This is a genomic window from Virgibacillus halotolerans (assembly GCF_016908515.1).
Classification (GTDB): domain Bacteria; phylum Bacillota; class Bacilli; order Bacillales; family Amphibacillaceae; genus Virgibacillus_M; species Virgibacillus_M halotolerans.
This window is the reverse complement of the sequence record NZ_JAFBEA010000011.1, coordinates 124224-149441: the sequence shown is the minus strand read 5'-3', so window position 1 is coordinate 149441 and position 25218 is coordinate 124224. Positions and strand designations below refer to the sequence as shown.

The window sequence follows — 25218 nt, the reverse complement described above, 5'->3', positions numbered from 1 at the left end:
GTCACACCTGTTCCCATACCGAACACAGCAGTTAAGCTCTTCAGCGCCGATGGTAGTTGGGGCTTTGCCCCTGCAAGAGTAGGACGTCGCCAGGCATGAAAGTTTTCACTTTCATTGGATCAAGGCATGTACCAATTGAATATTTTCTTATATCGCGGGGTGGAGCAGTCTGGCAGCTCGTTGGGCTCATAACCCAAAGGTCGTAGGTTCGAATCCTACCCCCGCAACCAATTTTTTCAACGATCTATGTTGAAAGATAAGTGGTACTGTAAAGTGCAACCAAATTATTTCAACTTATTGCAACGAATAATAATTAATAATTCTATGCCAGTTGAAAGATCAGTAATTTTGAAGAATAATTAATAATGGTCTGGTAGTTCAGTTGGTTAGAATGCCTGCCTGTCACGCAGGAGGTCGCGGGTTCGAGTCCCGTCCAGACCGCCATTTTTTAAAAAGAATACATACTCACACAGGATTATTAAATCGTGTGTTTTTTTATGTTCAAAATAACTATATTACCCATCATAAAATAATTGAATGCTTTCCATTTATCCAGGCTTTTTGCTATCATTAAATGTAGTAAAATAGAAAATGGTGATTAATCAATGGATGAATTCACATTTATAGATTCGATTACACAGCATTCCTACAAGCAAAAGTCATTGTTAAAAGGTATAGGCGATGATGCAGCGGTTTTTAGGCAGCCAGTAAAAGATATTGTCACTGCAGTGGATACGTTTGTAGATGGTATTCATTTTACGAAGGATACAATGGAGTCGTTTCATATTGGTTATCGTGCTCTAGCAGCGAATCTCAGTGATATAGCTGCAATGGGAGCTTCACCTGCCTTTTACCTTGTGTCGATTGTTATTCCGAAAGATTGGTCAGAAACAGGGCTAAAGCAAATTTTTAGCGGAATGAAAGTTATGGCTGATCGTTACCATGTGGATCTAATTGGTGGGGATACGGTATCTGGAGCTGAGTTATCTATTGCCATCACTGTAATTGGTTATGTGGAAAAAGGAAAAGCACGTTACCGTGATGCTGCGAGGGCTGATGATATCGTATTTGTTACCGGAACCTTGGGTGACGCGCGGGCTGGGTTGCATGTATTAACCCATAGGGAAGATTATCATGATGCAGATTATTACATTGAAAGACACCGCATGCCTTCCCCACGTTTAAACTTTGCTGGATGTTTAGCTGAATTAAAACGTGTTGCACTAAATGATATTAGTGATGGTATTGCGAACGAAGCGGCTGAAATTGCTGTTGCGTCTCAAGTAAATATGGTAATATATGATCATTTAGTTCCAGTCAGTGCTTCCTATCATCAATTTCCGGAACAATTAAAGCATGAGTGGAAGTATTTTGGTGGAGAAGACTTTGAGTTGTTGGGAACAGTCCATCAAGATGATTGGCAGGCAGTGAAAGATATAGCTGTACAAACAAATACAAGGCTGACTAAAATAGGGTATGTTTCCAGCGATAAAAATAATGGACAAGTATTTTTAAATAAAGATAATGTACTGCGGAAATTAAAAAAATGGGGATATTCCCATCTTAAGTAGGTGAGACGATGCATGAACAACAAATTAAAACACAAACTGCTCAGGAGACAATAAAACTAGCTGAGGAATTAGCAACTAATCTAAGACCTGGTGACGTGCTTACATTGGAAGGCGATCTGGGTGCAGGTAAAACAACATTCGCTAAAGGAATAGCAAAAGGGCTTGGTGTGGAGCGTACAGTGAGTAGCCCTACCTTTACGATTGTGAAAGAGTATGAAGGCGAGATTCCTTTCTATCATATGGATGTTTATCGATTGGAAAATTCGGATGAAGATATTGGGTTTTCGGAGTATTTTAATGGAGATGGGATAGCTGTTGTTGAGTGGGCGCAGTTTATCGAAGATTATTTACCGGAGGACCGGTTAAATATTAATATTACGTATGTAGATGAACATACAAGAAATTTAACGTTTAGTGCAACAAGCAAGCATTTTGAATGGGTTGTTAATGAACTAAAGGGTTAGGAGATCAAAAAGATGAATATACTTGCGATTGATACTTCCAATCAATTATTAGGTGTCGCATTATTAAAAGATAACCAGGTAATTGGTGAGGTTGTTACAAACTTAGCAAAGAATCATTCTGTCAGATTAATGCCAGCAATTGAGAAGCTAATGAATGAAGTTGACATGACGCCAGACCAACTGAATAAAATTGTAGTAGCAAAGGGACCTGGATCTTATACCGGTGTCCGAATTGGTATTACAACTGCAAAATCGTTAGCGTGGGCATTAAATATTCCGGTTGTAGGTGTATCAAGCCTGGAAGTGCTCGCATATCAGGGAAAATTCTTTAATGGTTTGATTTGTCCCTTTTTTGATGCACGACGCGGATTGGTGTTTACAGGCGTGTATCAGTGGCAGGCTGATCAGTTAACAAGTGTTTATGAAGAGAAAAACATGCTGATGGTGGATGCTTTGGAAAAACTGGCTGAAGAAGGAAAAGAAGTGCTCTTTCTAAGTCCAGATATAGCCATACATCAAGAAGCGATTGTCGATGCTTTAGGAGATCTGGCAAAGATACCAGAGGGGCCTTATCACCTAGCAAGACCTGCAAATCTTGCTTTAGCGGGATTGGACAAGGAACCTGGTGAAACGCATACATTAACACCAAATTATTTGCGTTTGGCAGAGGCAGAGGCGAATTGGAGACAAGCGCAAAAGGAAAAACAGCAAAATGGGTGAATTAGTAATCAGACGGATGGAGATTGCTGATGTTGATCGAGTGATGCATGTGGAACGTGCAACCTTTGTAACACCATGGACAACGGATATTTTCTATCAGGAAATTGTGGATAACCAGCATGCACATTATTTCGTAATGGAATTGGACAAGCAAATCATTGGATATGTTGGTATGTGGATCGTGATTGATGAAGCACAAATCACGAATATTGCAGTTTTACCTTTATTCCGCGGACGTAAACTGGGGGAAAGACTTTTCGCATATGCGATTCAGCAAGCAATATTGATGAGAACGATACGATTGTCATTAGAGGTAAGGGAATCTAATATTGTTGCACAGAATATGTACCGGAAATTTGGTCTGGTCCCTGGTGGAATACGGAAAAATTATTATACAGACAATCAGGAAGATGCTGTAGTGATGTGGGTGAGTTTATGACAAAGGATATAAATATATTAGGAATAGAAACAAGCTGTGATGAAACAGCAGTAGCAGTTGTTAGAAATGGAACAGAGATTGTTTCCAATGTCGTTGCATCACAAATCGATAGCCATAAACGGTTTGGGGGGGTTGTTCCAGAGATTGCTTCACGACACCATGTGGAACAAATAACCATGGTGTTGGAAGAAGCTGTTCGTGACAGCCAACTGAGCTGGGACGAGATCGATGCAATCGCTGTAACAGAAGGACCGGGACTTGTTGGGGCTTTGCTCATTGGTGTGAATGCCGCAAAGGCTTTGGCTTTCGCTAAACAGAAGCCACTTGTCGGTGTTCATCATATCGCGGGCCATATCTATGCTAATCGTTTGGAAGAAGACTTTCAATTTCCCCTTCTTGCTTTAATCGTCTCAGGGGGCCACACAGAGCTTGTTTTAATGAAAGACCATGGCAACTATGAAGTCATTGGTGAAACACGCGATGACGCGGCCGGAGAGGCATATGATAAGGTTGCACGGATGTTGAACCTGCCCTATCCCGGCGGCCCGCATATTGATCGATTAGCGGCTGTTGGGGAAGCCAATATCGCTTTTCCACGTGCCTGGTTAGAAGAAGGTAGCTACGATTTTAGTTTTAGTGGATTAAAGTCAGCTGTTATTAACAAAATCCACAATGCGAAACAGCGTGGCGAAGTGCTAAAGGATGAAGATGTTGCTGCGAGCTTCCAGGAAAGTGTTGTTGAAGTGTTAACAAGTAAAACGTTACGGGCGGCAAAACAATATCAGGTGAAACAAGTTATTGTAGCTGGTGGTGTAGCAGCTAATAAAGGGTTAAGAGCATCACTTGAAACAGCGTTTAAACAGGTAGATATACCATTGTTGATTCCGCCACTACATTTGTGCACAGACAACGCGGCAATGATTGCTGCTGCAGGGACGATTGCCTATGAACAAGGGAGACGTTCATCACTGGATTTAAATGCAAATGCTTCTCTACTATTAAAATAGTTATTAACAGGTTATTCACAGCCCTGTGGGTATATTTTACGAAAACATATTTTATAAAGTGTTAAGGTGTGGATAATGTCTGTTGATAACTTGAATTATTTTTGTGGATACTGTGAATAAGTTTGTTAATAACCCGAATTAAAGCCGTTTTAATGTGTACAACGTTGTGGATTACCTGAATAACTCCTTTTTAAAATAAAAAGTAGAAGACACAGTGCCGAACTATTTTTCCATGAATGTTTTGTTTATCATTAAACGGGCGAATAAACAGGTTGTCCACATGATTGAATTATTTAAATTAGCTAATTATTATACAAATATCACTCGATCATATAGAACAAGCCCGGGAAATAAATCCCAGGCTTGTTTTTAATCTTCCTGTAATGCTGTCCATTCTTCGATTAATTGCTCAATCTGTTGCTTGATCTCGCTCGTCTGATTGGTTAGTTCCAGTGCCTTTTCATGATCTTGGTATACTTCAGGCTCCGTCATTTTTTCTTCGAGTTTTTCTATTTCCAGTTCCTGCGCTTCAATTAATTCCTCTAACTCTGTGATACGGCGCTGTGTTTTTCGAATTTCGCTCTGTCGCTGTTTTTCTTCTTTAAAGCTGAGTTTCCGTTCATCTGTTTTTTGTACCGTTTCCGTCGTTTGTTCAAGGCGAGCGATTTCTGCTTCTTCTTCTTTTTTCTCTACATAATAATCATAATCCCCAAGGTAAATGGTTATCCCATCACGTTGCATTTCCGCGACCTGATCCGTAATCTTATTGATGAAATAACGGTCATGAGATACAAAGATAATTGTTCCTGGGAAATCAATTAGTGCCGCCTCTAACACTTCTTTACTATCAATATCCAAATGGTTGGTCGGTTCATCTAAGATAAGCAGATTTGCCTTTTGCATCATCAACTTGGCTAAGGCAAGTCGGGATTTTTCGCCACCACTTAAAGCATGGACTTGTTTTAACACATCGTCACCAGAAAACAAGAAGTTCCCTAATACCGTGCGAATATCTCTTTCATTAACAGTCGGATATTCATCCCATAATTCCATGAGCACTGTTTTTGTAGATGTTAAATCAGCTTGTTCCTGATCATAATAACCGATTTGAACATTTGTTCCTAGCTGGATATTTCCAGAGAGCGGCTGCAATTTGTCGAGGATTACTTTTAATAAAGTCGTTTTACCGACACCATTTGGACCGACTAATGCAATCCGTTCCCCACGATTTGCATGAAGGTTTACTTGTTTAAACAAGGCTTCAGTCTCCTCTTCATATTGAAAAGCAAGCTGAGCTATCTTTAACACATCATTTCCACTTCTTTTGTTTACCTGAAAGGAAAAGGAGGCAGACGATTCATCACCCAATGGCTTATCCAGCTTGTCCATCTTTTGCAGCTGTTTCCTACGGCTTTGGGCACGTTTCGTTGTTGATGCGCGAACAATATTACGTTGTACAAAGTCTTCCATATTTTTTATTTCTGTTTGTTGTTTTTCAAATTCCTTTAAATCTTGCTCGTAATCCAATGCTTTTTGATCGAGAAATTTACTATAGCTGCCATGATATTTTTTCGTTTTATGACGTGAAATTTCATAAACGAGGTTGACTGTTTTATCTAAGAAATAACGGTCATGAGATACGATGACAACTGCTCCAGGATAGCTGTTTAAATAATTTTCCAGCCAGGAAAGGGTATCGATATCCAAGTGGTTTGTCGGTTCATCCAATAAGAGCAACTGCGGCTTTGTCAATAATAGCTTGCCCAATGCCAACCGTGTTTTTTGTCCGCCACTTAAGTCGCTGATTGGTGTTTCATAGTCAAAATGATGGAAGTTTAGACCAGTCAGTACAGCCTTAATATCTGCTTCATACCTATATCCACCACCAGTCTGAAAGGCCTGTTGCAGCTTATCATAATCATGTAATACTTTTTCATCAGCAGATTGTTCCATCTGTTTTTCTAATACACGGAGTTCCTGTTCCTGCACAATTAAATGCCGAAATACTTCTAACATTTCAGCCCAAATCGTTTTACCGGATTCTAAGGACATATGCTGGGATAAATATCCATATGAAAGACCTTTTGGTTTGAAAAATTCTCCCTCGTCATGAGAAAGTTCTCCAGCCATTATTTTTAATAATGTTGACTTACCTGCACCGTTTCTTCCAACGATAGCAATGCGGTCATTATCTTTTACTTCGATTTTTATATTTGCTAAAATTTCCTCTGCGCCAAAGGATTTTGAAAGTCCGTTTAATTGCATTAATATCATTTCTGTCACCTCATCTATATTAGTGTATCGTATCATGAATGAAGCAGGCAATACTATTGTGAAACAAGTCACGACTTATTTCCATATATCTGCTAAAATAGAGTTAGATTATTATAATGTGGAGATGAGCTTATGTCTGATTTTACGCACTTTAATGAGCAAGGTAGGGCAAGAATGATAGATATTGGCGAGAAGAAGGAAACGGAGCGAACAGCGATTGCTAGATCCAGTGTTCACGTTTCAAAAGAAATCTATGAAAAAATAACGACAAATCAAATAAAAAAAGGCGATGTGCTTGCTGTTGCCCAAGTAGCTGGGATTATGGCAGCTAAGAAAACGTCGGATTGGATTCCGATGTGTCATCCATTACAACTAAAAGGAATCGACATTGCCTTTGAATGGCTTGTTGAGGATGAAACCTATGAATTACAAATAGAATCGTTTGTAAAAACAAAAGGAAGCACTGGTGTAGAAATGGAAGCATTGACTGCAGCATCTGCAACCGCATTAACGATATATGATATGTGTAAAGCAATTGACAAAGCAATGATCATCGGTCAAACCTATTTGTTAGAGAAAAAAGGTGGCAAATCGGGAGGCTTTTATCGAAATTTGGCGGGGCAGTAAAAAACTATATGCCAAGTGTATAAGTGACAATAAAGGCAATTCGCCTCAAGGCTTGATGATAAGCCAAGTTTTCTAAACGAAAAGGAGCGTAATAATGGAACAAAATAAAATTCCACAGGCAACAGCGAAGCGCTTGCCATTATATTACCGATTTTTAAACAACTTAAATCACCAAGGAAAGTCACGTGTGTCTTCAAAGGAACTTAGTGAAGCGGTGAAGGTTGATTCTGCCACCATCCGGAGGGATTTTTCTTATTTTGGTGCATTAGGCAAAAAAGGCTATGGCTACAATGTAGACTATTTACTCGACTTTTTCCGCAAAACATTGGATCAGGATGAAGTGACGGATGTCGCTTTAATTGGTGTAGGGAACCTTGGAACAGCATTTTTACATTATAATTTTATGAAGAACAACAATATCCGAATCAAGATGGCCTTTGATGCAGATCCGGAAAAAGTAAAAAATGATATTGCAGGGGTGTCTCTTTATCATATTGATGATTTAGAAGAGAAATTAGGTGATGTCAAGGTTGCAATTTTAACGGTGCCGGCAACAGAGGCAGATGTGATTACCGAAAAGCTGGTCAATAAAGGGATAGCGGGAATTCTTAATTTTACGCCAGCAAGAATTACAGTACCAGATCACATCCGTGTTCATCACATTGATTTGGCCGTTGAACTGCAGGCACTTGTATACTTCTTGAAACATTATCCACTGGATAACATATAAATATTGTATGGGAGGCTGATTATAGCCTTCCTTTTTTGTTTTCTTCTAAAGAATCAACCTTTAGATATTTTTCACCTGGGATAGAGGTAATACATAAATGTGATTTTTAGGTATAAAGTATTGTTTAAGGGTAACTAAATAGTTCTTTGGGCATCTGTCTTTGTTAGGAGACATCATGTATGATGATATTTGATTTACTTTTTTAAAGAATCATTTTAATAAAAAAATAAAGGGAAGGAAGTTTTGCATGAACAAAAAAACGATTTTTGGTATTATCTTTGTATTAATGTTTAGTATTTTTATAGTAGGTTGTTCAGAAAAATCTGACGCCGAGGAACCAGAAGATAAAGATAAGAATGAGGTAAAAGAAGTTGCTGATGAAAAAGCAGTGGCTGATGATGAAGCCGAAGAAGAGGAAAGTGCGGTCCCAGAGGATGAGGAATTGTTTGATATGTTAGAGACAAATATTCAAACAATGCAGGAGAAGGATATTGACGCATATATGGAAACCATTCATCCTGACTCCCCAGCATATGACTCGACCAAAGATCTCATGGATCAAATGGATGTGTATGAATTAGATGTGGATATATCTAACTTAAACGTTGAGGACAAATCAGAAGACGAAGCAACCGTCAGTTTCACACAAAAATCAGTAAAAATTGATGGACCTGATTATCAGAATAACGAAATTGAAGGTGTACATACCTTAAAACCGGATGACGGCGTATGGAAGGTTTTTAACACGGATGTAACAGAACAGACTGCTTTAGATGAAGATGGAGAAGTAATGGAAGAACCTGCTGAAGCAGATGGGGAAGTAGCTATGGAAGGTGAGTATGCCGATATACTTACAGACCTGGAAATGCCTTTCGGTGAAGACTGGGTGCTTGTTGACTATCAGGAAGCAGATGGGGAAGGTATTGCAGAATTTACTGGTATGGATGAAAAACAAGATTCATTGGCACTTCATTACGTTGAGAATGGCGAGGAATTAATCGGTGCTGAAGGATTTATTGATGCCATGGAGGAAAACCTAACAGAACTGGTTACAGGAAAATTTGATTTTAATAAAAAAGATGTCACGGATAAGGAAGGTCTATATGACTTTTCGATCAAAGATGATGATATTGAATTTGACCAGGAAGAGATTGGTCGTGCCTTTGTTCAGGATGGTGACTTATTTGTAATCCGGTATACCTTGTTAGATGAAACGATTGACGATAAGGATGAATGGTTTGATAAATTTAAACAAGTGAAATAAAAAAGAAGTAGCCGATGAGCTACTTCTTTTTCTTCCCTGAAAAGTGGCTGGATATCAGCCGGAACCCTACAATGAAGTCGAAAGTGGCAACCACTGCTAGCAGGATTGTAATGGTATTCCATACGGTATCATCAGCACTGCGAATAGCCATAAATATGAAAGCAATCCCCATGATAAAATAGATGATTGCCATCATTAAAGATGAGATTCTCAATTGTTAACCCCCAAATAAAATCATTTGCATTTCTTTCAATTGCTGCTCCAAATCCTCCGGGGAAAAGTATAGGGCAAGAACAGTGGTGGAGTTCATAGCCATATGGACAACAATCGGTACGATGATACGTTTTGTTTTGACATATAAAAACGCGAATACAAATCCCATCCCAGCGTATATTAGGATATGCTGTGGCTCCCCGTGGATAATTCCAAATACAAATGCGGATAGTAGCGCGGAAACGAAGAAATTAAATCGTTTATAAAGAGATCCAAAGATTATTTTCCGGAAAATAACCTCTTCTAAAATAGGCGCGATAATCATTGGAATGATCATGAATAATGGTGTAGTAAGCGTAATATTCATGATATTTTCCGTGTTTTCGGAACCCTGGGTGATGCCAAGTAAATGGGTCTCAATTAATCCAGCAATGGCTTGGGAGGCAAATGCCATAAAAACGCCGATTATAGACCATGAAACAGCCTGCGAAACAGACGCAGCATCAGATCTACTTTCCATTTTCATGTCCGGTTTCATTAAAAACAGGACAATAATCAAACCAATAATAAAGCTATAAATAGACCAATTAATAGCAAGGTGCATGACTTCCAAACGGTCTAACGAATACATTTTCGCTATTGGTAGAACCAATATGGACGAAAATTGCATAATGATATAGGTAATAATCACCCACCAATATCTTTTTGTCAAAATAAAACGTCTCCTTTTTGCACATACAATTTATCGCAGTTCAAGTTTGTATAGTGTATGTAATATCTAGCAGGACTATTTACAACATCTATTTACATCATATGTCGTATTTTATCATACTTTAGGCGCTGAATATAATAGTATGGTTAATGTGGGAGAAATTAGAAAACTTGGCATTGGCTCAGCGGAAAAGTCTTTTTTGTCTGCAAGCAATGCACAGATAGCATTCCTTTATCCATTTATGGGGAAAGAAGAGGCATGTTTTTCTTAATTGCTAAAAAATAAATAAAAAAATAGCAGACATTGCTTGCATTTTTAGCTGGAATTATTTATTATAATAAGTGGGATTAGCACTCGGAAGGTTAGAGTGCTAATAAAATAAAACTGAAATGGAATTAAGGAGGCTATCTACATGATTAAACCACTAGGAGATCGTGTTGTAATCGAGCTTGTTGAGCAAGAGGAAAAGACTGCAAGCGGTATTGTACTTCCAGATTCGGCAAAAGAAAAACCGCAAGAAGGCAAAGTAGTTGCAGTTGGTTCAGGACGAGTTACAGAAAATGGAGAAAAAGTAGCACTTGAAGTTGCAGAAGGCGATTCTATTATCTTCTCCAAATTTGCAGGTACTGAAGTGAAATACGAAGGTACAGAATACTTAATTCTTCGTGAAAGTGATATTTTAGCTACAATCGGCTAAGTGTCGGTGACTAGTAAAGCATAGAATAAAATAGACTGGTACATGATCATAAGGAGGAATTTTATATGGCTAAAGAAATTAAATTTAGTGAAGAAGCACGTCGTTCATTACTAAATGGTGTGGATACACTTGCAAACGCTGTTAAAGTAACTTTAGGGCCAAAAGGTCGTAACGTTGTTTTAGATAAAAAATTCGGTTCACCGCTTATTACAAATGATGGTGTAACGATTGCTAAAGAAATTGAATTAGAAGATCGTTTTGAAAATATGGGAGCACAGCTTGTATCTGAAGTTGCATCAAAAACAAATGATGTTGCTGGTGATGGTACAACCACTGCTACAGTACTTGCACAGGCAATGATTCGCGAAGGATTGAAAAACGTTACTTCTGGTGCAAACCCAGTTGGTATCCGTCGCGGAATTGAAAAGGCTGTTGAAGCAGCTGTAAAAGAATTGAAAACCATCTCAAAATCAATTGAAGACAAAGAATCGATTTCTCAGGTAGCCGCTGTTTCATCCGGCGATGAAGAAGTAGGTACTTTGATTTCAGAATCAATGGAACGTGTTGGTAATGACGGTGTAATTACGATTGAAGAGTCAAAAGGCTTTAACACAGAACTAGAAGTTGTTGAAGGAATGCAGTTTGATCGTGGCTATGCCTCACCATACATGGTTACTGACCAGGATAAAATGGAAGCAGTACTGGAAGATCCATATATCCTAATTACAGATAAAAAGATTGGTAACATCCAAGAAGTATTACCAGTATTAGAACAAGTTGTTCAACAAGGTAAACCACTTCTATTAATTGCTGAAGATGTTGAAGGCGAAGCATTGGCAACATTAGTTGTTAACAAACTCCGTGGAACATTTAACGCAGTAGCTGTGAAAGCACCTGGATTCGGTGATCGTCGTAAAGCAATGCTTGAAGACATCGCGACACTTACTGGTGCAGAAGTAATTACAGAAGACCTTGGTTTAGATTTGAAAAGCACTACAGTAGAACAATTAGGCCGTGCTTCTAAAGTGGTTGTATCAAAAGAAAATACAACCATTGTAGAAGGATCAGGTAATCCTGAAGCAATTTCAGCAAGAGTAGCACAAATTCGTGCACAAGCTGAAGAAACGACTTCAGAATTTGATAAAGAAAAACTACAAGAACGTCTTGCTAAATTAGCTGGCGGTGTAGCAGTAATCAAAGTTGGTGCTGCAACAGAAACAGAACTAAAAGAGCGTAAACTTCGTATTGAAGACGCACTAAACTCAACACGTGCGGCTGTTGAAGAAGGAATCGTTTCTGGTGGTGGTACTGCACTAGTTAATGTTTACAGTAAAGTTGCAGATTTAGCACTTGAAGGGGACGAAGCAACTGGTGCAAGCATTGTACTACGTGCGCTTGAAGAACCAGTACGTCAGATCGCACACAACGCAGGTCTTGAAGGATCTATCGTTGTAGAACGTCTGAAAGGCGAAGCAGTTGGCGTAGGATTTGACGCTGCTAACGGCAAATGGGTAGATATGGTTGAAGCTGGAATCGTTGACCCAACTAAAGTTACGCGTTACGCACTACAAAACGCAGCATCTGTTGCAGCAATGTTCTTGACAACAGAAGCAGTCGTAGCTGACCTTCCTGAAGAAGACGCTGCTGGCGGCGGAATGCCTGACATGGGCGGTATGGGCGGAATGCCTGGCATGATGTGAGACTAAAAACACAATAACAAAAGCTTCATTTGACGGGGTTTGCCAGAAGGCAAACCTCGTTTTTTCATGAAAAAGTAACAAGAATAAACAATAATACGTAACTGGGCGCAATGTTTTTATAAATTTGATGTCATAAACATTGATTTTATAGAAGTTCGCTACTAGGAATAATAAGGGAGTGCGATAGAGGAGGCATGTAAGGTATTATAAAAAACTCTTCGTGGTAAGTATGTATCCCCACAAAGTGGATTGGAAATGATGTGAAAAGGTTAGTAGTTTGATATAATTGTTAATAGTGTAATAGGGCTTTTAGGGTGGTGGCTCACCCCTTATTGATTATTACACAGTAATTTCCCTGTGAAATTACTGGTGATAAGTTATATGCCCTTAGGGTTAAGAAAAATTATGATTAATTGAATAAAAGGTACTCTTGGGCTTTTAGAATTAGTATATAAAGAAATAAAAAGATATTACTTTTTCGAGGGAGGTACATGTATGAAACTGCCTACATGCCACCTATATTGATTAGTTTCTTGTTAGGATAGATATCGTACGAGATAACGGAGATCTTCTTCATGGCTAGAAAAAATGCATTAGAATCTGGAGATATAACTGAATGTTGTTATTTAAATAATGGAGTGAAATGTGAAATTATGAGAAATTTGGAGTTAATAACTTACTTAAAGAATTTTGATACAGAGTCCTTGGCTAAATCAATTTATGCAATAACATCATGGCTTCCAAATAGATGCTATATCGGTATAGTGGATAACTTAAATAGAATTTTGCATGAGATTGAAAACGAAAAAGGTAAAGTTAAAATTAATACTTATAGTGATTTTCAAAATTTATTCATAAAAATAAAAAAACATATGGATGACCTCTTAATATACAAAGAAGATTTCACAAGTGATTCTGGAGAAGTGAAATTTTTTTCAGACAATAAATTTAAGAGTATATTAATTGCGAATGGATCTGAAGATATTTATGAGGCATGTTTTCTTATTGAAGAAATAGTTGAAGAGGATGTTTTTTTAAAATCTGTTTGGCAAGAAGTTTTAGATTATGAAGACTTTATTATTTCTAATTTATATAGTAAAAATTATTCATATTCTAATGAATTTTGCTGTCCTCCAGAGGCCTTTTTTTATGCCACCTTTGATAATTTTGACTCTTTTAAAAGTCCTGAACTTAAGTTGTTTTTTCAAGGATTTGAAAGTGAAAATGAAGAATTATATGGTTTTTTCACACCAACCAAAGATTATCCCGTTTTTCTGCCTGTACTAAAAGAGACGTTTTTAGAGAAAGTTGAAGAGAAATTAGAATATGATTCAATAAAAAAATCGGTTTGGAATGCATTAATAAAAAAAATAATGAATAATTTTATATATCAATCCGATCGAAAAAGTCCATATCTCTTTTCTATAATGATTTTTGATAAAGAACTACAAACAGAAACCATTATAGAAGATTCTTTTACAATCTGGAATGGAAATAATATTGTTGTTTTTGTCTCAGATGATATAGATGATGGATTGTTAAGTTTAATTAGAAAAGGAATATTAGACAGGCGTTATGCTTTTGGAGGCCTTTCAAATGATCGAAATATTCAAGGGATTGAATTTAAAGATGACATGAATATTATTATTCAAAAAGTAAATACTGTAGGACTTTCACCAAATGTAAGTAAAATGATGATGTTTTCTTATGGTGATGATATGTATCTAGATGCAAAAGGTTTAATGGGAATAATAAACTTTGCAAATGATTTAGAGGAAATAGTTGATTTTATTTTGTTCTATAAAACAAATCAAGATAAAGTAATGAACTTTTCAGGAATAACTTCTTATTTTCAAGTATGGAGAGATATGGCTAGGACGATTAATGAAGGAGCTACTGAACCTCAAATAGTTGTACCGCCGTATGAGTCAGTAGAAAGAACTATTGGGCTGTTTAAAGAAGAAATGGAATTTTATCCATTTAATATGAGTGATGCATTTTCAAATATCCATTTTTGGAACCCTATAAAAAGCGGAAAATCCGAACTGTCATTGAATTCGAAATCCGGAACAGGCTCCGCTGATATATTTAAGTCAATAGGTAAATATTTAGTTTATCAAGAACTTTATTTTATAATTGAAGATATTGATGAAAAAACACTTGAAACAATAACTTCATTTCATGAGATTATAATAAATGGATTTGCAAAACATTATGAACTGATTCTATCATTGTTTAATAAATCCCTTTTAGAAATTAACCTAGTGTCAGAGAGTATATTATTAAAAAACGCAGGAAATGAATTAATTATTGAAACTGAGTACTGTAAAAAAGTAGTTATTAATACAGATAAAAATAGCCAAATATTATTAATTAAACCATATTGGGAGAGAATATTTGCAGATAATTATTCAAGTAAGACAATGTTTTTTGAAAACAATTTACTACTTAGCTTTTTAGAAGGGGCTAGTTTTAATTGTATAGATCATTTAATAAAGGAATTCAAAAATAGTGATAACAATAAAAGAACATCTTCAATTAGTCAGTTTGAGGTACCTTATTTTATAGAACCACAATTTACATTTTTCCCTCCAAAGTTATCTGCTTTCAAAAGTGTTAGAAAATTGATGTCTAAAATAATACAACAAATAGGGTTAGAGCCTAAAATATATGATGAATCAGAGATTGTAGGGACTGTAAGACAATTCAGAAATAAAATTCGAACTGATTTAGTAGAAAAAATTAGAGAGTTTAATACAACTGAACTCCATAAACAATTACTAAATTGCTATTCTGCTATACTTTTTCAAATAAGGGTTCATAAAAAAAGACTGGATGAATTTACCTTGTCTAATCATTTGCAAGATGAGATATTGTATACGCTTAGAAGAGAAGCGATTAAATTACGTGAAGAATCAAAAACATACAAGCTAGTGCTTGAATACTTAATAGAAGAGAATTTGATTTGTGAAAAGACATCTAATAATACACCTGGCTGGAGACAAATTGATGAAATGATAGCTTATGCTAAGTGGATTTTGGATTTTCAATCGATGTCTGACGCTGTTAATTATGGGGCTATAGGATGGAATCAGTTGGAGATACGAGAAGACTATGTTATCGAAATAGAAGAGACTGAAAAATATTTAGAAGATGGTAAGTTGTTAATGGACTTAAGATATACTTATGGAGATTATTCAAATAGAGATAATGAGATTGATAAAAAAATGATGGATGTAATTGAGAAAAATTTTCAGAGTGAGACAGGTATATCCTTAAAGTCTTTAGCTACTACATTGGTATTTCTCTACTCAAATTCGATAGTAAATGAGCTTTCAGAGCATGAAGAAGTGGTAATAAAAAATAATGTTGTTGAAGCCCCAATAAATTGTTTAGCTAATGTTTTTATTCAAGAAACGGATTTATTTGTAGAAGAATTCTATAAAGTTATAGAATTTTTAACTATAAATATTGATAAAATTCCAGATGCTAACGGAGTAATACCGATTTGGGAAAAGAAAAAAAGAAAAAATAAAATATCAGCCCAGCCTATATTATTTATTGGCAATAGGATGATTTATACGCCAGTTTCTTTATATGAATTACAACAAAGCTGGTTTCAAGGTATGATGAATTTTATTTTACCGTATAATATCGAATTAGAAAAAACAACAGAAGCAGTGGATAAATGGAAAAATCATTATGAAGATAAAATAGTGGAAGATTTATCACCATTATTTAATACAGATATTCATGATGTATATGTTGACAAGGAATTATACAAGCTTGATACAAAAGGGAATCATCCCAGAGACCTTGGGGATTATGACTTGATTGTAATTAATAAAGAGAAAAAAGAAATTCTACTATTTGAAGTTAAATATATGAGATTAAGTCAAACTATGAAAGACTCACTAGGTGATCAAAGTAAATACTTTTTAAACCGAAAGGCTAAGGCAAAACAATTCACAAGGAGAATTGAGTATTTTGAAAAAAATGCCAAAGAAATAATGAATCACCTTGGATTTAATGAGGAATTTTTAATAAAAGGGTACTTTTTGACTAATAAAAATATTCGCTCCTTTTTTAAAGACTATCCATTTGAAGTTATTAGTTTTAATCAATTTAGGCACATATACTTTACTTAGAGAGGCTTTATTCATCGAACATGTAATCTTCTAACTTTGGCAAATATTTATCAAATGGTGCTAGTTTAGCTTCTTGGACGTTTAAGGAAATTACAGACTAACGGTATCTTGGACTTTTGTTTTCCCCTTCCGTTAGGATAGATGTCGTATGGGGCAAACGTGTGCTATACGAGTTGCAATTCGCTATGCGCAAAATACATACATAATGACAATTATAGATATGTATTGAAAGTTAATTAATTATGATAGGATAAAAAAGTAACAAAAAGGTAACAGGAATAAACAAACCTACACAATCACACGCAATTAAACTTATTTAGAGACACTCAAACCATTGATTCAAAGCCATTTCACAATCCGACACAACACAAAAAAACGGCTCACAACACGCCTGGCATGATGTAAGTCTAACTACTATTAATAAAACGAGGTTTGCCGTAGTGGCGGACCTCGTTTTTTTATCTCAATTTATAATTTTATTATATTATGATCTTCTATATAAAGAATACCCTATTTTTATCATAAAATAAATCTTATCATAAGGATGGTAAAGCTCTTTATATGATAATATTAGACTTAGACAAAAATGTAAGAAAAGAGATAATAATACATAACGATAATGCTTTTCAAAGGCAGGTGACGATTATGTTTGAAGGGAAAAGGGTTTTAGTAATTGAAGACGATCAAGAAATTAATAAGTTATTGAACATGATTATAACAAAATCAGGCATGGTTTCTGTTCCAGCTTATTCTGGTACGGAAGGTATATTACAATTGCAAAATAGTACATATGATTTAATTATATTGGACTTGATGTTACCTGGAATAAGCGGGGAGGCGTTCATAAGCAAAATTAGGGAAAAGAGTATGATTCCAATTATTGTAGTCTCAGCCAAAATGGATATAGAAGATAAAGTTCAAGCATTAAAAATGGGTGCAGATGATTATATAACCAAGCCGTTTAATCAACAAGAAGTTGTGGCTAGGGTAGAAGTTCAATTACGTAAATCAAGTGTTCATTCATCACAAACGGCAGAGATAGCATGGCGTGGGTTAAAAATTAATCCAAAAAAACAATCTGTTACTTTAGAAAACAATGAGTTGCAGTTAACAAATGCGGAATTTGTTATTCTATCTTTATTTATCAGTCATCCAGAGCACGCTTTTTCTAAGAGAAAGATTTATGAAAAAATATGGACAGGGCCCTATGTGGGTGATGACAATACAATTAGTGTACATGTCTCAAATATTCGCAAAAAAATTGCAGAGGTCACTGATGATGCGTATATAAAAACGATTTGGGGAGTAGGCTTTATGCTGATTTAATCTCTTTACGATTTCTTTATGTTTTGCTTAAAGGAAATTAAAGACACCTAAGCTAAACTATATATATATATCAAGACACTTAGCGAAGGAGTCAATAAAATGAATACGATTATTCAAACTTATCAATTGACAAAAACATTTAAAGCAGAGGAAGTTATCAAACCCCTTGATTTCTCATTAAGAAAAGGGGAAATTTGTGCTTTAATTGGTAAAAATGGTGCTGGGAAATCAACGTTTTTAAAAATGCTTGCCGGACAATTAATGCCGACTTCAGGGGATATTTACTTATTTGGTAAATCTGGCAAGGAAATGGCACAAACTAAGAAAAGAATTGGTTTTATGATAGAGACACCAGCATTTTTTCCTGATTTTACTGCAACCCAAAACTTGGAATACTTTCGAATTCAGCGGGGTGTGGTTGAGAAGAAACGCATTGCTGAGGTGCTGCAAATTGTTGGTTTAGCTAATCAAAAGCGGAAGCGCTTTAAGGAATATTCGATGGGAATGAAACAGAGATTAGGCATAGCTCTTTGCCTCTTAGGAAATCCAGACTGTTTAGTGCTGGATGAGCCAATTAATGGTTTAGATGCAGAAGGTATTATGGAAATTCGCAAATTATTATTGAAACTAAATCAAGAAAAACAAATAACGATTTTAGTCTCCAACCATATTTTAACGGAACTACAATTGCTAGCAAAACGTTTTATGTTTATCGAGAACGGTGTCATTGTCGATGATTTAAGTAAAGAATCCTTAGATGATAAAAGTAGAAAGCAAATTCAGCTGAAAGTCGATGATCCAGCAAAAACAGCGCGATTATTAGAACAAACATATGCGGATATAGAATATAAAACCCTACCGGATAATATCATAACCATTCAAAACCATATAGAAGAAGGTGGCGAAATTAATCGCCTTTTAGTTGACAATGGTGTGTTAGTAATGGAGTTTCGTATAGAAGCATTGAATTTGGAAGAATATTTCTTAGGATTAGTGGGGGAGAGTGAAAAATGATTAATTATATAAAAAGTGAAAACTACCGTTTATTTCGTAAAAAAGGGCTTCATATAACGAGTTTAATTTGCTTATTGTTAATTATTTTTTCAGCAGCTACCTTGTATTATTTTGGACAGCATGAGCCAAATTTCCCTTATGCAACAAGTCTATTTTTCTATTCAAATGTCATTGGCAGTAGCATACTAATTCTAATCATTGCTTTTCTCTTTAATTTAGCACTAACAGGCAAGGACATGTCCTTAATCAAACAATCTATATCTTTTGGTATTTCTAGAAATACGATTTTTTGGTCAAAGCTGATCTTAACTTTGAGTTATTTTCTGGTGATATGTGTGGTTGGTTTACTTTTAATGATTGGATTGGGTGAGAATCTCTTTGTTAAAGAAGAACAATCAGTTAGCAATTTTCTAATCGCAAGCTTTAATATGTTGCCAATTGTGCTTAGTGGTTTTTTTATGATCCACGCGATGAAAATGATGAAAGCCGGCGAGGTCTATATCATTATCATGTTACTGTTCTTTTTTGTTTTTTCTGGTGATTTGTTACGACTGATTCTTAGACCGATTTCAGGATTAGATGAACTATATCAATATGCTCCCAGTACACAGTTTAATGAAAACCTAATGAGCTTCATGGACCAATCAACTCAATTTGAATTTCGTTACTGGATAACTGGTATCGTTATCTCGGTAATTTGTTTACTAATTGGAGCGAGAAAATTTGCCAAACAATATATTGATTGATTAGAGAAAGGATGAATGAAGTGAATAGCTGGTTGATTATCACACTATTGATTGTACTGTTATTGATTAGTATCGGGATGCTCCTCGGTTTTTATTGGGATATAAAAAAAATGACAAACCAGTTGGAAGAAATTATAGAAAACTTTGGTACAAATGAATTGGTTCGTACAAATACGCATAGTAAACCTCTGAATCATTTTATCACGAAAATCAACCGGCTTATTTATTTATTCAAGGGGGATCAGCAACATAAAGAAAAGAGAGAAAAAGAATTAAAACAAGAGATTACAAATATCTCACATGATTTGAGAACCCCTTTGACATCAATTAAGGGGTTTTCAGAATTGTTAACGGATCCGGCTTTATCTGAAGAAGAAAAGAAAGAATCCTTGTCTATTATTCAAAAGAAAATTGACAACCTCACCATGATGGTCGATTTATTCTATGAGCTTTCACAAATAAACTCATCCGACAATCAAGTGATCATGGAACAGCAGTTTCTGGATCAAATTGTTGTAGAAGCAATGTTAATGTTCTACGATGATTTTGAGAAAAGTAAGCTTAAGATACATATGGATGAGAGTAACATATCCCCTATTTTGGCTGACCTGAAAGCGACAAATCGAATTGTAATCAACATCATTCAAAATGCGTTACGTTATGCCAAAAGCTATGTAACAATTAACTTAATGGTACAAGATGAATATGTTCAATTAAGCGTGATAAATGACGTGGATGGGCTTGATCAATCCGCCCTTCATCGCATTTTTGACCGAACGTATAGATTGGATGCTAGTCGATCTGGTGGACAAATTGGGTTAGGATTACACATTGTTCAACAGCTAATCCACAAACAAGGTGGAAAAGTAGTTTCTGATATTCACAAAAATGAATTTAGGATTGATGTATTTTTTAGGAAGTGGGATTAGAGCTAGCAATTCACAATTCAACACAACGCAAAAGAGCAGCTTAAAACACGCCAGGAATGGTATAATTCAGCTTTTGTGAAGCTGTCTAGTTTATAATTAATTTGTATAGAAATAACCACTTCTCACAAAAATGGAGAGGTGGTTTTTTAATCGCAGTCGGCGGGGCAGTAAAAACCCCCATCCTAAAAAAACAAAATAGGTTTACCTGATTTTCCTAAACATCTGATAGAGAATTAGAAACCTTCGCCTGAATCTCTTTTAAAAACTTATCAGCAGCCGCAGAAAAAACCTGATGCTTTTTCCAAACAATATTTAAGCCAGATTCAAGTCTTGGCTCTAGCGGTCTGAAACAAAGGTTGCTATCACTAGACGTATTCACTATTTTATCAAGGGTTATTGCATAACCAATGCCCTCTTCAACCATAATGGCGGCGTTAAATGCCAGATTGTATGTAGTCACGATGTTTAATTTATCAAAGTCTTCACCAAACCAATCCGCAAATTCATTTTTAGAAAAAGTCTGTTTCATAGCCTGCCGCGAACAGATTAGAGGAACATTTAATACATCTACTGCTTGAATGGTATCTTTGAAAGCAAGAGGACTATCTTTCCTCATAACAACGCCCCAAACATCTTTTTCTGGGATATTGATATAATTGTATTTTGACAAATTAGCTGGATGAATTAATATGCCGAAGTCAAGCAATCCCTTGTCCAGACGTTCCGTCACATCATCTTCGTTGCCACTGTAGAGGTGATAACGTATATTTGGAAAACTCAATCGTAAAGCTTTTATTACCCGTGCAATCTGTTTCATGGCGTCCGTTTCCCCACCACCAATGTAAACATCACCACTGATTGTTTCTTCCATGGAACCAAATTCTGCCTCTAATTTATCTACCATATCAACGATTTCTTCTGCTCTCTTTCGCAAGAGCATTCCTTCATCTGTGAGAATGATGTTGTGACTACTGCGAGTAAATAGATTTTTACCTAACTTTTGTTCTAGTTCTTTTAATTGTCTTGACACAGTTGGCTGTGTCACATGCAAAAAGTCAGCAGCTCTTGTAATGCTTCCTTCTCTTGCAACAGTAAGGAAATATCGCAATACTCTAAGTTCCATTTATAACGCCTCCTTAATCATGTTGTAGCATATATACTCAAGAAATGCTTATCAAGCATATCAAGATATAAGATATAGGTATTTGCTATATATGTGAATCCCGGTAGAATTAATAGTAAGCAGTAGTCAAAATAAAGATGTTATCACGCCAATTGGAGAAAAATTAGAATGAATATCTGAACTGATTATCAAAGGAAGTGGACCATATTTTATGAAAAACTCTAAAAGATTGCTTATTTTTATTTTAACAGTTGGTGTCTTCGGTATTATAAATACTGAAATGGGGGTAATTGGTATACTCCCTTCTCTAGCGGATCATTTTGGTGTCAGTATCTCTACAGTTGGTCTAATGGTTAGTCTTTTTGCGTTAGCTGTTGCCATTGCTGGACCAACGCTGCCATTAGTATTTTCTAGTGTAAATCGAAAAAAAGTAATGTTGCTCGTACTGTTCATTTTCATTATAGGGAATGTTATTTCCATCTTTACAACTCATTTTACCGTTGCTTTACTTGCTCGTGTTATACCAGCCTTCTTTCATCCTGTATATGTCTCCATCGCTTTATCCGTGGCCGCTACTTCTGTTAGCAAAAAGGAAGCACCAAAAGCAATCTCTAAAGTATTTATAGGGGTATCAGCAGGTATGGTGCTAGGCGTCCCTGTGGTAAGTTTTATTGCAAATACGGTTTCCCTGGAAATAGCGATGTCATTTTTTGCTATCGTAAATGTTTTTACATTTATTGCAACCTTCCTATTTGTACCCTCCATGCCTGTTAAGGAAAGTCTTTCCTATGGTTCCCAGCTAAAGATCCTAACACATGGAATTACATGGCTTTCTATCTTGGCAGTTATTTTCCTAAACGCTGCTATTTTTGGGGTATATAGTTATCTTGCTGAATATTTAGAGGTTGTAACCAATATGTCGTTAAATATAATTAGTATTCTATTATTCGTTTACGGATTAGCTAATATTATTGGAAATATGATCGCGGGAAGGTTACTTACCGAATATCCAACCCGTACAGTCTTCATCTTTCCTATTGTATTAACAGCTATTTATATTATTTTTTTCTTTGTGGGTGAGTTTGCTGTACCTATGGCTATTATTACTTTAGTCTGGGGTGTATTTGGAGGTATTGGGGCAAATATTAATCAATATTGGATTATGTCTGCAGCCCCCAAAGCTCCAGATTTCGCTAATGGATTATTTTTAACCTCTACTAATTTAGGTACAACGATTGGATCTGCAATAGGTGGACTCATTATCGCAAAAATGGGTACAGAATATATGATCCTAGTAGGTATTCTTTCATTGGTGTTAGGTTTTATATGTATTTCACTTAGAAATTATCTGTATAGACATGAAACAAATGAACTTGCTAGTTAAGGAAAACTTAAACTAATGTGATGCTTGAATGAAGAGTTGAACTTCATAATGTAACCTTTTCTTCAATAAAGTCTTTGAAACGATCTTTCGCAATTGGGACATTTCGTTGAAAAAAATGTTGTGTTAACGGTTCAGATTAATAAAATATTAAGCAGATAAACATAGGGTCCATTTCTTTTATAGAATTTGAAATGGACTTATTTTTTATCGTTAAGCATGATTACTGGATATTAATTTTATTCATTTCACCTTCTTACATACGCTGCATAGTTGATTCTATTTGAGGCAATGTCATTTTCATTCTCGAACGAACCACCAAAAAAAGAAAAATGAAAAAACGCGGTGTTTCCTTCTCCATATTGTGTTAATCTGAGTTTGATGTGTGTTTTCATAGGGGAAAACTTTGCTGGATAAGACAACAATAATAGGAGGGAATACGTTTGAAAAAAGTAATCATTTTAGTTTTAGTTGCGTTTTTTTTATTGCTGTTTAATGCCTGCTCGTCTGAGTATAGTAATGATGGAGAGGGAAACAATCAACCAAACGAATCCGAGTCAAATAAAGATGAGAATAATGACACTCAAACGGCATCAACAGAAAAAGAAGCGGAGAAGGCAGGTCCGTTTGATCCCAATGGTAACATCGGTGATTTTTTGGAAGGGGATTATGATCCAACAGCCATTCATCCGATAGATACGAATTGGACGAGACAATCCCGATTTGCCGGACCACAAAAACCGGAAGTGCTTTGGTCCCTTGAAATCGTGGAAAAATATACGGGTGATCCAGAGAAGTCGATCCCTGTTATCGGGGCTGATGGTACAATCTACATAGTTACCAATATGCATGACGAAGAAGCTGACGGGTTATACGCAATCGCAAGTGACGGTGAGTTAAAATGGAAATCAACGAACTTTCACGAAGAGCTTGATATGCATGCAGGAGATTACCAGCGTCCTGCTCCCGCCATTACAGCAGATGGAGATATTTGGGTGCATCTGAATAATGATTTGTTTGCTTTATTTGACGGGGATAATGGGGATCTTAAGGATTCCTTTGCATGGGAAACAAATTTAGGTGTTCCTGCAGATCCGTTTGTTCTCGGAATGGGGTACAGTGACATCATTGCTGATAGTGAGGGGACTGTGTATTTTCGCTCATGGGATGAAATTTACGCTGTCGATTCATCAGGGGAGCTTAAATGGAATTTCCGATCTGGAAAAGCCAGCGAATTTTCAAATATGGTTCTTGCCCCGGACCGTACATTGTACCTGTTTGATAATACTGGTACTGTTTATGCCATAGGCGAAGAATAAAAAAACTAGATTTGAATCAGAGTAATAGAAATTAAATGAATGTTACTGTCTCCTGAAAATACACGATTGTATCAGCAACATAGCCGAGTCCTTTTCGCATTACAACAATATAATGTGGTATAAGGAGGTGGCTGATAATGTCATGTAGAGATTATGAATCTGAGTCTAAAAACAAATGTCATACTACGCATCACCATCATTATTATTGCTGTGATAATAAAAATAATGGCAAGCACGAACATGATGATCGGAAAGACCATTGTAACAAAGGCTGTGACAGAGACAGAAATAGAGGAAGAAACAACTGTGGTTGTGGCAGAAGTAGGTGTGGCTGTAGAAGAGGTTTTTTTGAGCTTTGGTAGAAATAATGGACAAGACACCATTTTTGGTGTCTTGTTTTTATTTAGTTGGTATCTATCCTTTTGCTTTAAAGGTTTTACAGTCTGTTTCTTCTGTTGTTCTGGCTTTCGTTTGTTTGTGTGTGACTACATATATTTGATCAGCATTACAAACATTGCCATTGCCCCAATATGCACAGTTACTTACTTCACAAAGCACGTCTCTAGCCATTGATTGAAAACCTCCAACTGAATATTTTTATCTCTGTGGCAATAGTTAGGTGCTAAGTGCCACAAACTGCGAACGCAGATCATTATCTGCGCTAGCGGTCCCTAAGACATAAGTGCGGCTAAGTTCAAATTTCAATTGAACCAAGTCTTCTTTATCATGTTTCATTTTATTGATTGTATCCGCCTTTTTACAGCATTACAGTAGCTGGTTTTATACCCATAAATTACTATCAATCACTGGCTGT

General features: G+C 36.1%; 22 protein-coding genes, 2 tRNA genes and 1 rRNA gene. 20 read left to right on the top strand and 5 right to left on the bottom strand.

Annotated features, from left to right (window positions below; genetic code table 11):
• The 8 genes from rrf to tsaD form a co-directional block, all read left to right on the top strand.
• Positions 1 to 95, top strand: a 5S ribosomal RNA gene (rrf, locus tag JOC34_RS19330); the annotation flags it as partial.
• Between the two features lie 58 nt (positions 96 to 153).
• Positions 154 to 230 (top strand) — tRNA-Met (locus tag JOC34_RS19325).
• A gap of 137 nt (positions 231 to 367) precedes the next feature.
• Positions 368 to 444: transfer RNA gene (locus JOC34_RS19320), tRNA-Asp, on the top strand.
• A gap of 161 nt (positions 445 to 605) precedes the next feature.
• A complete protein-coding gene (gene thiL, locus JOC34_RS19315; RefSeq protein WP_205138425.1) occupies positions 606 to 1571 on the top strand; it encodes a thiamine-phosphate kinase in 966 nt (321 codons plus the stop codon).
• 8 nt (positions 1572 to 1579) lie between these two features.
• Positions 1580 to 2035, top strand: a complete 456-nt coding sequence (gene tsaE / locus JOC34_RS19310; protein ID WP_205138424.1) for a tRNA (adenosine(37)-N6)-threonylcarbamoyltransferase complex ATPase subunit type 1 TsaE — start codon at positions 1580 to 1582, stop codon at positions 2033 to 2035.
• Between the two features lie 12 nt (positions 2036 to 2047).
• Positions 2048 to 2755, top strand: a complete 708-nt coding sequence (gene tsaB / locus JOC34_RS19305) for a tRNA (adenosine(37)-N6)-threonylcarbamoyltransferase complex dimerization subunit type 1 TsaB (protein ID WP_205138423.1) — start codon at positions 2048 to 2050, stop codon at positions 2753 to 2755.
• The gene (gene rimI, locus JOC34_RS19300) at positions 2748 to 3194 is read left to right on the top strand and encodes a ribosomal protein S18-alanine N-acetyltransferase (protein WP_205138422.1); all 447 of its coding nucleotides are present in this window, start codon (positions 2748 to 2750) and stop codon (positions 3192 to 3194) included. Before tsaB ends, rimI begins: the two co-directional genes overlap by 8 nt.
• Positions 3191 to 4201, top strand: coding sequence for a tRNA (adenosine(37)-N6)-threonylcarbamoyltransferase complex transferase subunit TsaD (tsaD, locus tag JOC34_RS19295; protein WP_205138421.1), 1011 nt, complete (start codon positions 3191 to 3193; stop codon positions 4199 to 4201). Before rimI ends, tsaD begins: the two co-directional genes overlap by 4 nt.
• A 369-nt stretch (positions 4202 to 4570) precedes the next feature.
• Here the strand turns inward: tsaD and JOC34_RS19290 are convergent, their stop codons facing one another.
• Positions 4571 to 6475, bottom strand: a complete 1905-nt coding sequence (locus JOC34_RS19290; protein ID WP_205138420.1) for an ABC-F family ATP-binding cassette domain-containing protein — start codon at positions 6473 to 6475, stop codon at positions 4571 to 4573.
• Positions 6476 to 6607: 132 nt separating this feature from the next.
• Between JOC34_RS19290 and moaC the strand changes: the two genes are divergently transcribed.
• The 3 genes from moaC to JOC34_RS19275 all read left to right on the top strand — a co-directional run bounded on the left by moaC (position 6608) and on the right by JOC34_RS19275 (position 9096).
• A complete protein-coding gene (gene moaC, locus JOC34_RS19285) occupies positions 6608 to 7102 on the top strand; it encodes a cyclic pyranopterin monophosphate synthase MoaC (RefSeq protein WP_205138419.1) in 495 nt (164 codons plus the stop codon).
• A gap of 94 nt (positions 7103 to 7196) precedes the next feature.
• On the top strand, positions 7197 to 7832 hold the full coding sequence (locus JOC34_RS19280) for a redox-sensing transcriptional repressor Rex (RefSeq protein ID WP_205138418.1): 636 nt from the start codon (positions 7197 to 7199) through the stop codon (positions 7830 to 7832).
• Between the two features lie 247 nt (positions 7833 to 8079).
• Positions 8080 to 9096, top strand: a complete 1017-nt coding sequence (locus tag JOC34_RS19275; RefSeq protein WP_205138417.1) for a hypothetical protein — start codon at positions 8080 to 8082, stop codon at positions 9094 to 9096.
• Positions 9097 to 9115: 19 nt separating this feature from the next.
• On the opposite strand, the gene JOC34_RS19270 is transcribed toward JOC34_RS19275, so the two are convergent.
• Complete coding sequence (locus JOC34_RS19270) at positions 9116 to 9310, bottom strand: YdiK family protein (protein WP_239544592.1); 195 nt, start codon at positions 9308 to 9310, stop codon at positions 9116 to 9118.
• A gap of 3 nt (positions 9311 to 9313) precedes the next feature.
• A complete protein-coding gene (locus JOC34_RS19265; RefSeq protein ID WP_205138416.1) occupies positions 9314 to 10021 on the bottom strand; it encodes a CPBP family intramembrane glutamic endopeptidase in 708 nt (235 codons plus the stop codon).
• A 412-nt stretch (positions 10022 to 10433) separates the two neighbouring features.
• Between JOC34_RS19265 and groES the strand changes: the two genes are divergently transcribed.
• From groES to JOC34_RS19230, 7 genes are all read left to right on the top strand, one after another.
• Complete coding sequence (gene groES / locus JOC34_RS19260; protein WP_205138415.1) at positions 10434 to 10718, top strand: co-chaperone GroES; 285 nt, start codon at positions 10434 to 10436, stop codon at positions 10716 to 10718.
• 65 nt (positions 10719 to 10783) lie between these two features.
• Positions 10784 to 12418, top strand: a complete 1635-nt coding sequence (gene groL, locus JOC34_RS19255) for a chaperonin GroEL (RefSeq protein ID WP_205138414.1) — start codon at positions 10784 to 10786, stop codon at positions 12416 to 12418.
• A 575-nt stretch (positions 12419 to 12993) separates the two neighbouring features.
• A complete protein-coding gene (locus JOC34_RS19250) occupies positions 12994 to 16566 on the top strand; it encodes a hypothetical protein (protein ID WP_205138413.1) in 3573 nt (1190 codons plus the stop codon).
• 645 nt (positions 16567 to 17211) lie between these two features.
• Positions 17212 to 17892, top strand: coding sequence for a response regulator transcription factor (locus JOC34_RS19245; protein ID WP_205138433.1), 681 nt, complete (start codon positions 17212 to 17214; stop codon positions 17890 to 17892).
• A gap of 99 nt (positions 17893 to 17991) precedes the next feature.
• Entirely contained in the window at positions 17992 to 18906 is a 915-nt protein-coding gene (locus JOC34_RS19240; protein ID WP_205138412.1) for an ATP-binding cassette domain-containing protein, read from the top strand.
• Positions 18903 to 19652 carry an ABC transporter permease gene (locus tag JOC34_RS19235; RefSeq protein ID WP_205138411.1) on the top strand — a complete coding sequence of 250 codons (750 nt, stop codon included), beginning with the start codon at positions 18903 to 18905 and terminating at the stop codon, positions 19650 to 19652. Before JOC34_RS19240 ends, JOC34_RS19235 begins: the two co-directional genes overlap by 4 nt.
• A 20-nt stretch (positions 19653 to 19672) precedes the next feature.
• Positions 19673 to 20581 carry a histidine kinase dimerization/phospho-acceptor domain-containing protein gene (locus JOC34_RS19230; protein WP_205138410.1) on the top strand — a complete coding sequence of 303 codons (909 nt, stop codon included), beginning with the start codon at positions 19673 to 19675 and terminating at the stop codon, positions 20579 to 20581.
• Positions 20582 to 20795: 214 nt separating this feature from the next.
• On the opposite strand, the gene JOC34_RS19225 is transcribed toward JOC34_RS19230, so the two are convergent.
• Entirely contained in the window at positions 20796 to 21704 is a 909-nt protein-coding gene (locus tag JOC34_RS19225; protein WP_205138409.1) for a LysR family transcriptional regulator, read from the bottom strand.
• A gap of 211 nt (positions 21705 to 21915) precedes the next feature.
• On the opposite strand from JOC34_RS19225, the gene JOC34_RS19220 reads away from it, so the two are divergent.
• The gene (locus JOC34_RS19220; RefSeq protein WP_205138408.1) at positions 21916 to 23088 is read left to right on the top strand and encodes an MFS transporter; all 1173 of its coding nucleotides are present in this window, start codon (positions 21916 to 21918) and stop codon (positions 23086 to 23088) included.
• A 440-nt stretch (positions 23089 to 23528) separates the two neighbouring features.
• Positions 23529 to 24404, top strand: a complete 876-nt coding sequence (locus tag JOC34_RS19215) for a PQQ-like beta-propeller repeat protein (protein WP_205138407.1) — start codon at positions 23529 to 23531, stop codon at positions 24402 to 24404.
• A gap of 414 nt (positions 24405 to 24818) precedes the next feature.
• Here JOC34_RS19215 and JOC34_RS19210 read toward each other — a convergent pair whose 3' ends face one another.
• Positions 24819 to 24974: a DUF1540 domain-containing protein gene (locus JOC34_RS19210; RefSeq protein WP_205138406.1), complete on the bottom strand. Its 156-nt coding sequence runs from the start codon at positions 24972 to 24974 to the stop codon at positions 24819 to 24821.
• Positions 24975 to 25218 lie beyond the last annotated feature (244 nt).

Bases quoted from the DNA above. Each gene is read 5' to 3' on its own strand.
- JOC34_RS19235 (WP_205138411.1), top strand. From the start codon at position 18,903: ATGATTAATTATATAAAAAGTGAAAACTACCGTTTATTTCGTAAAAAA.
- tsaD (WP_205138421.1), top strand. From the start codon at position 3,191: ATGACAAAGGATATAAATATATTAGGAATAGAAACAAGCTGTGATGAA.
- JOC34_RS19280 (WP_205138418.1), top strand. From the start codon at position 7,197: ATGGAACAAAATAAAATTCCACAGGCAACAGCGAAGCGCTTGCCATTA.
- JOC34_RS19290 (WP_205138420.1), bottom strand. From the start codon at position 6,475: ATGATATTAATGCAATTAAACGGACTTTCAAAATCCTTTGGCGCAGAG.
- JOC34_RS19210 (WP_205138406.1), bottom strand. From the start codon at position 24,974: ATGGCTAGAGACGTGCTTTGTGAAGTAAGTAACTGTGCATATTGGGGC.
- JOC34_RS19240 (WP_205138412.1), top strand. From the start codon at position 17,992: ATGAATACGATTATTCAAACTTATCAATTGACAAAAACATTTAAAGCA.
- JOC34_RS19245 (WP_205138433.1), top strand. From the start codon at position 17,212: ATGTTTGAAGGGAAAAGGGTTTTAGTAATTGAAGACGATCAAGAAATT.
- thiL (WP_205138425.1), top strand. From the start codon at position 606: ATGGATGAATTCACATTTATAGATTCGATTACACAGCATTCCTACAAG.
- JOC34_RS19225 (WP_205138409.1), bottom strand. From the start codon at position 21,704: ATGGAACTTAGAGTATTGCGATATTTCCTTACTGTTGCAAGAGAAGGA.
- JOC34_RS19275 (WP_205138417.1), top strand. From the start codon at position 8,080: ATGAACAAAAAAACGATTTTTGGTATTATCTTTGTATTAATGTTTAGT.
- groL (WP_205138414.1), top strand. From the start codon at position 10,784: ATGGCTAAAGAAATTAAATTTAGTGAAGAAGCACGTCGTTCATTACTA.
- JOC34_RS19220 (WP_205138408.1), top strand. From the start codon at position 21,916: ATGAAAAACTCTAAAAGATTGCTTATTTTTATTTTAACAGTTGGTGTC.
- rimI (WP_205138422.1), top strand. From the start codon at position 2,748: ATGGGTGAATTAGTAATCAGACGGATGGAGATTGCTGATGTTGATCGA.
- moaC (WP_205138419.1), top strand. From the start codon at position 6,608: ATGTCTGATTTTACGCACTTTAATGAGCAAGGTAGGGCAAGAATGATA.
- tsaB (WP_205138423.1), top strand. From the start codon at position 2,048: ATGAATATACTTGCGATTGATACTTCCAATCAATTATTAGGTGTCGCA.
- JOC34_RS19250 (WP_205138413.1), top strand. From the start codon at position 12,994: ATGGCTAGAAAAAATGCATTAGAATCTGGAGATATAACTGAATGTTGT.
- groES (WP_205138415.1), top strand. From the start codon at position 10,434: ATGATTAAACCACTAGGAGATCGTGTTGTAATCGAGCTTGTTGAGCAA.
- tsaE (WP_205138424.1), top strand. From the start codon at position 1,580: ATGCATGAACAACAAATTAAAACACAAACTGCTCAGGAGACAATAAAA.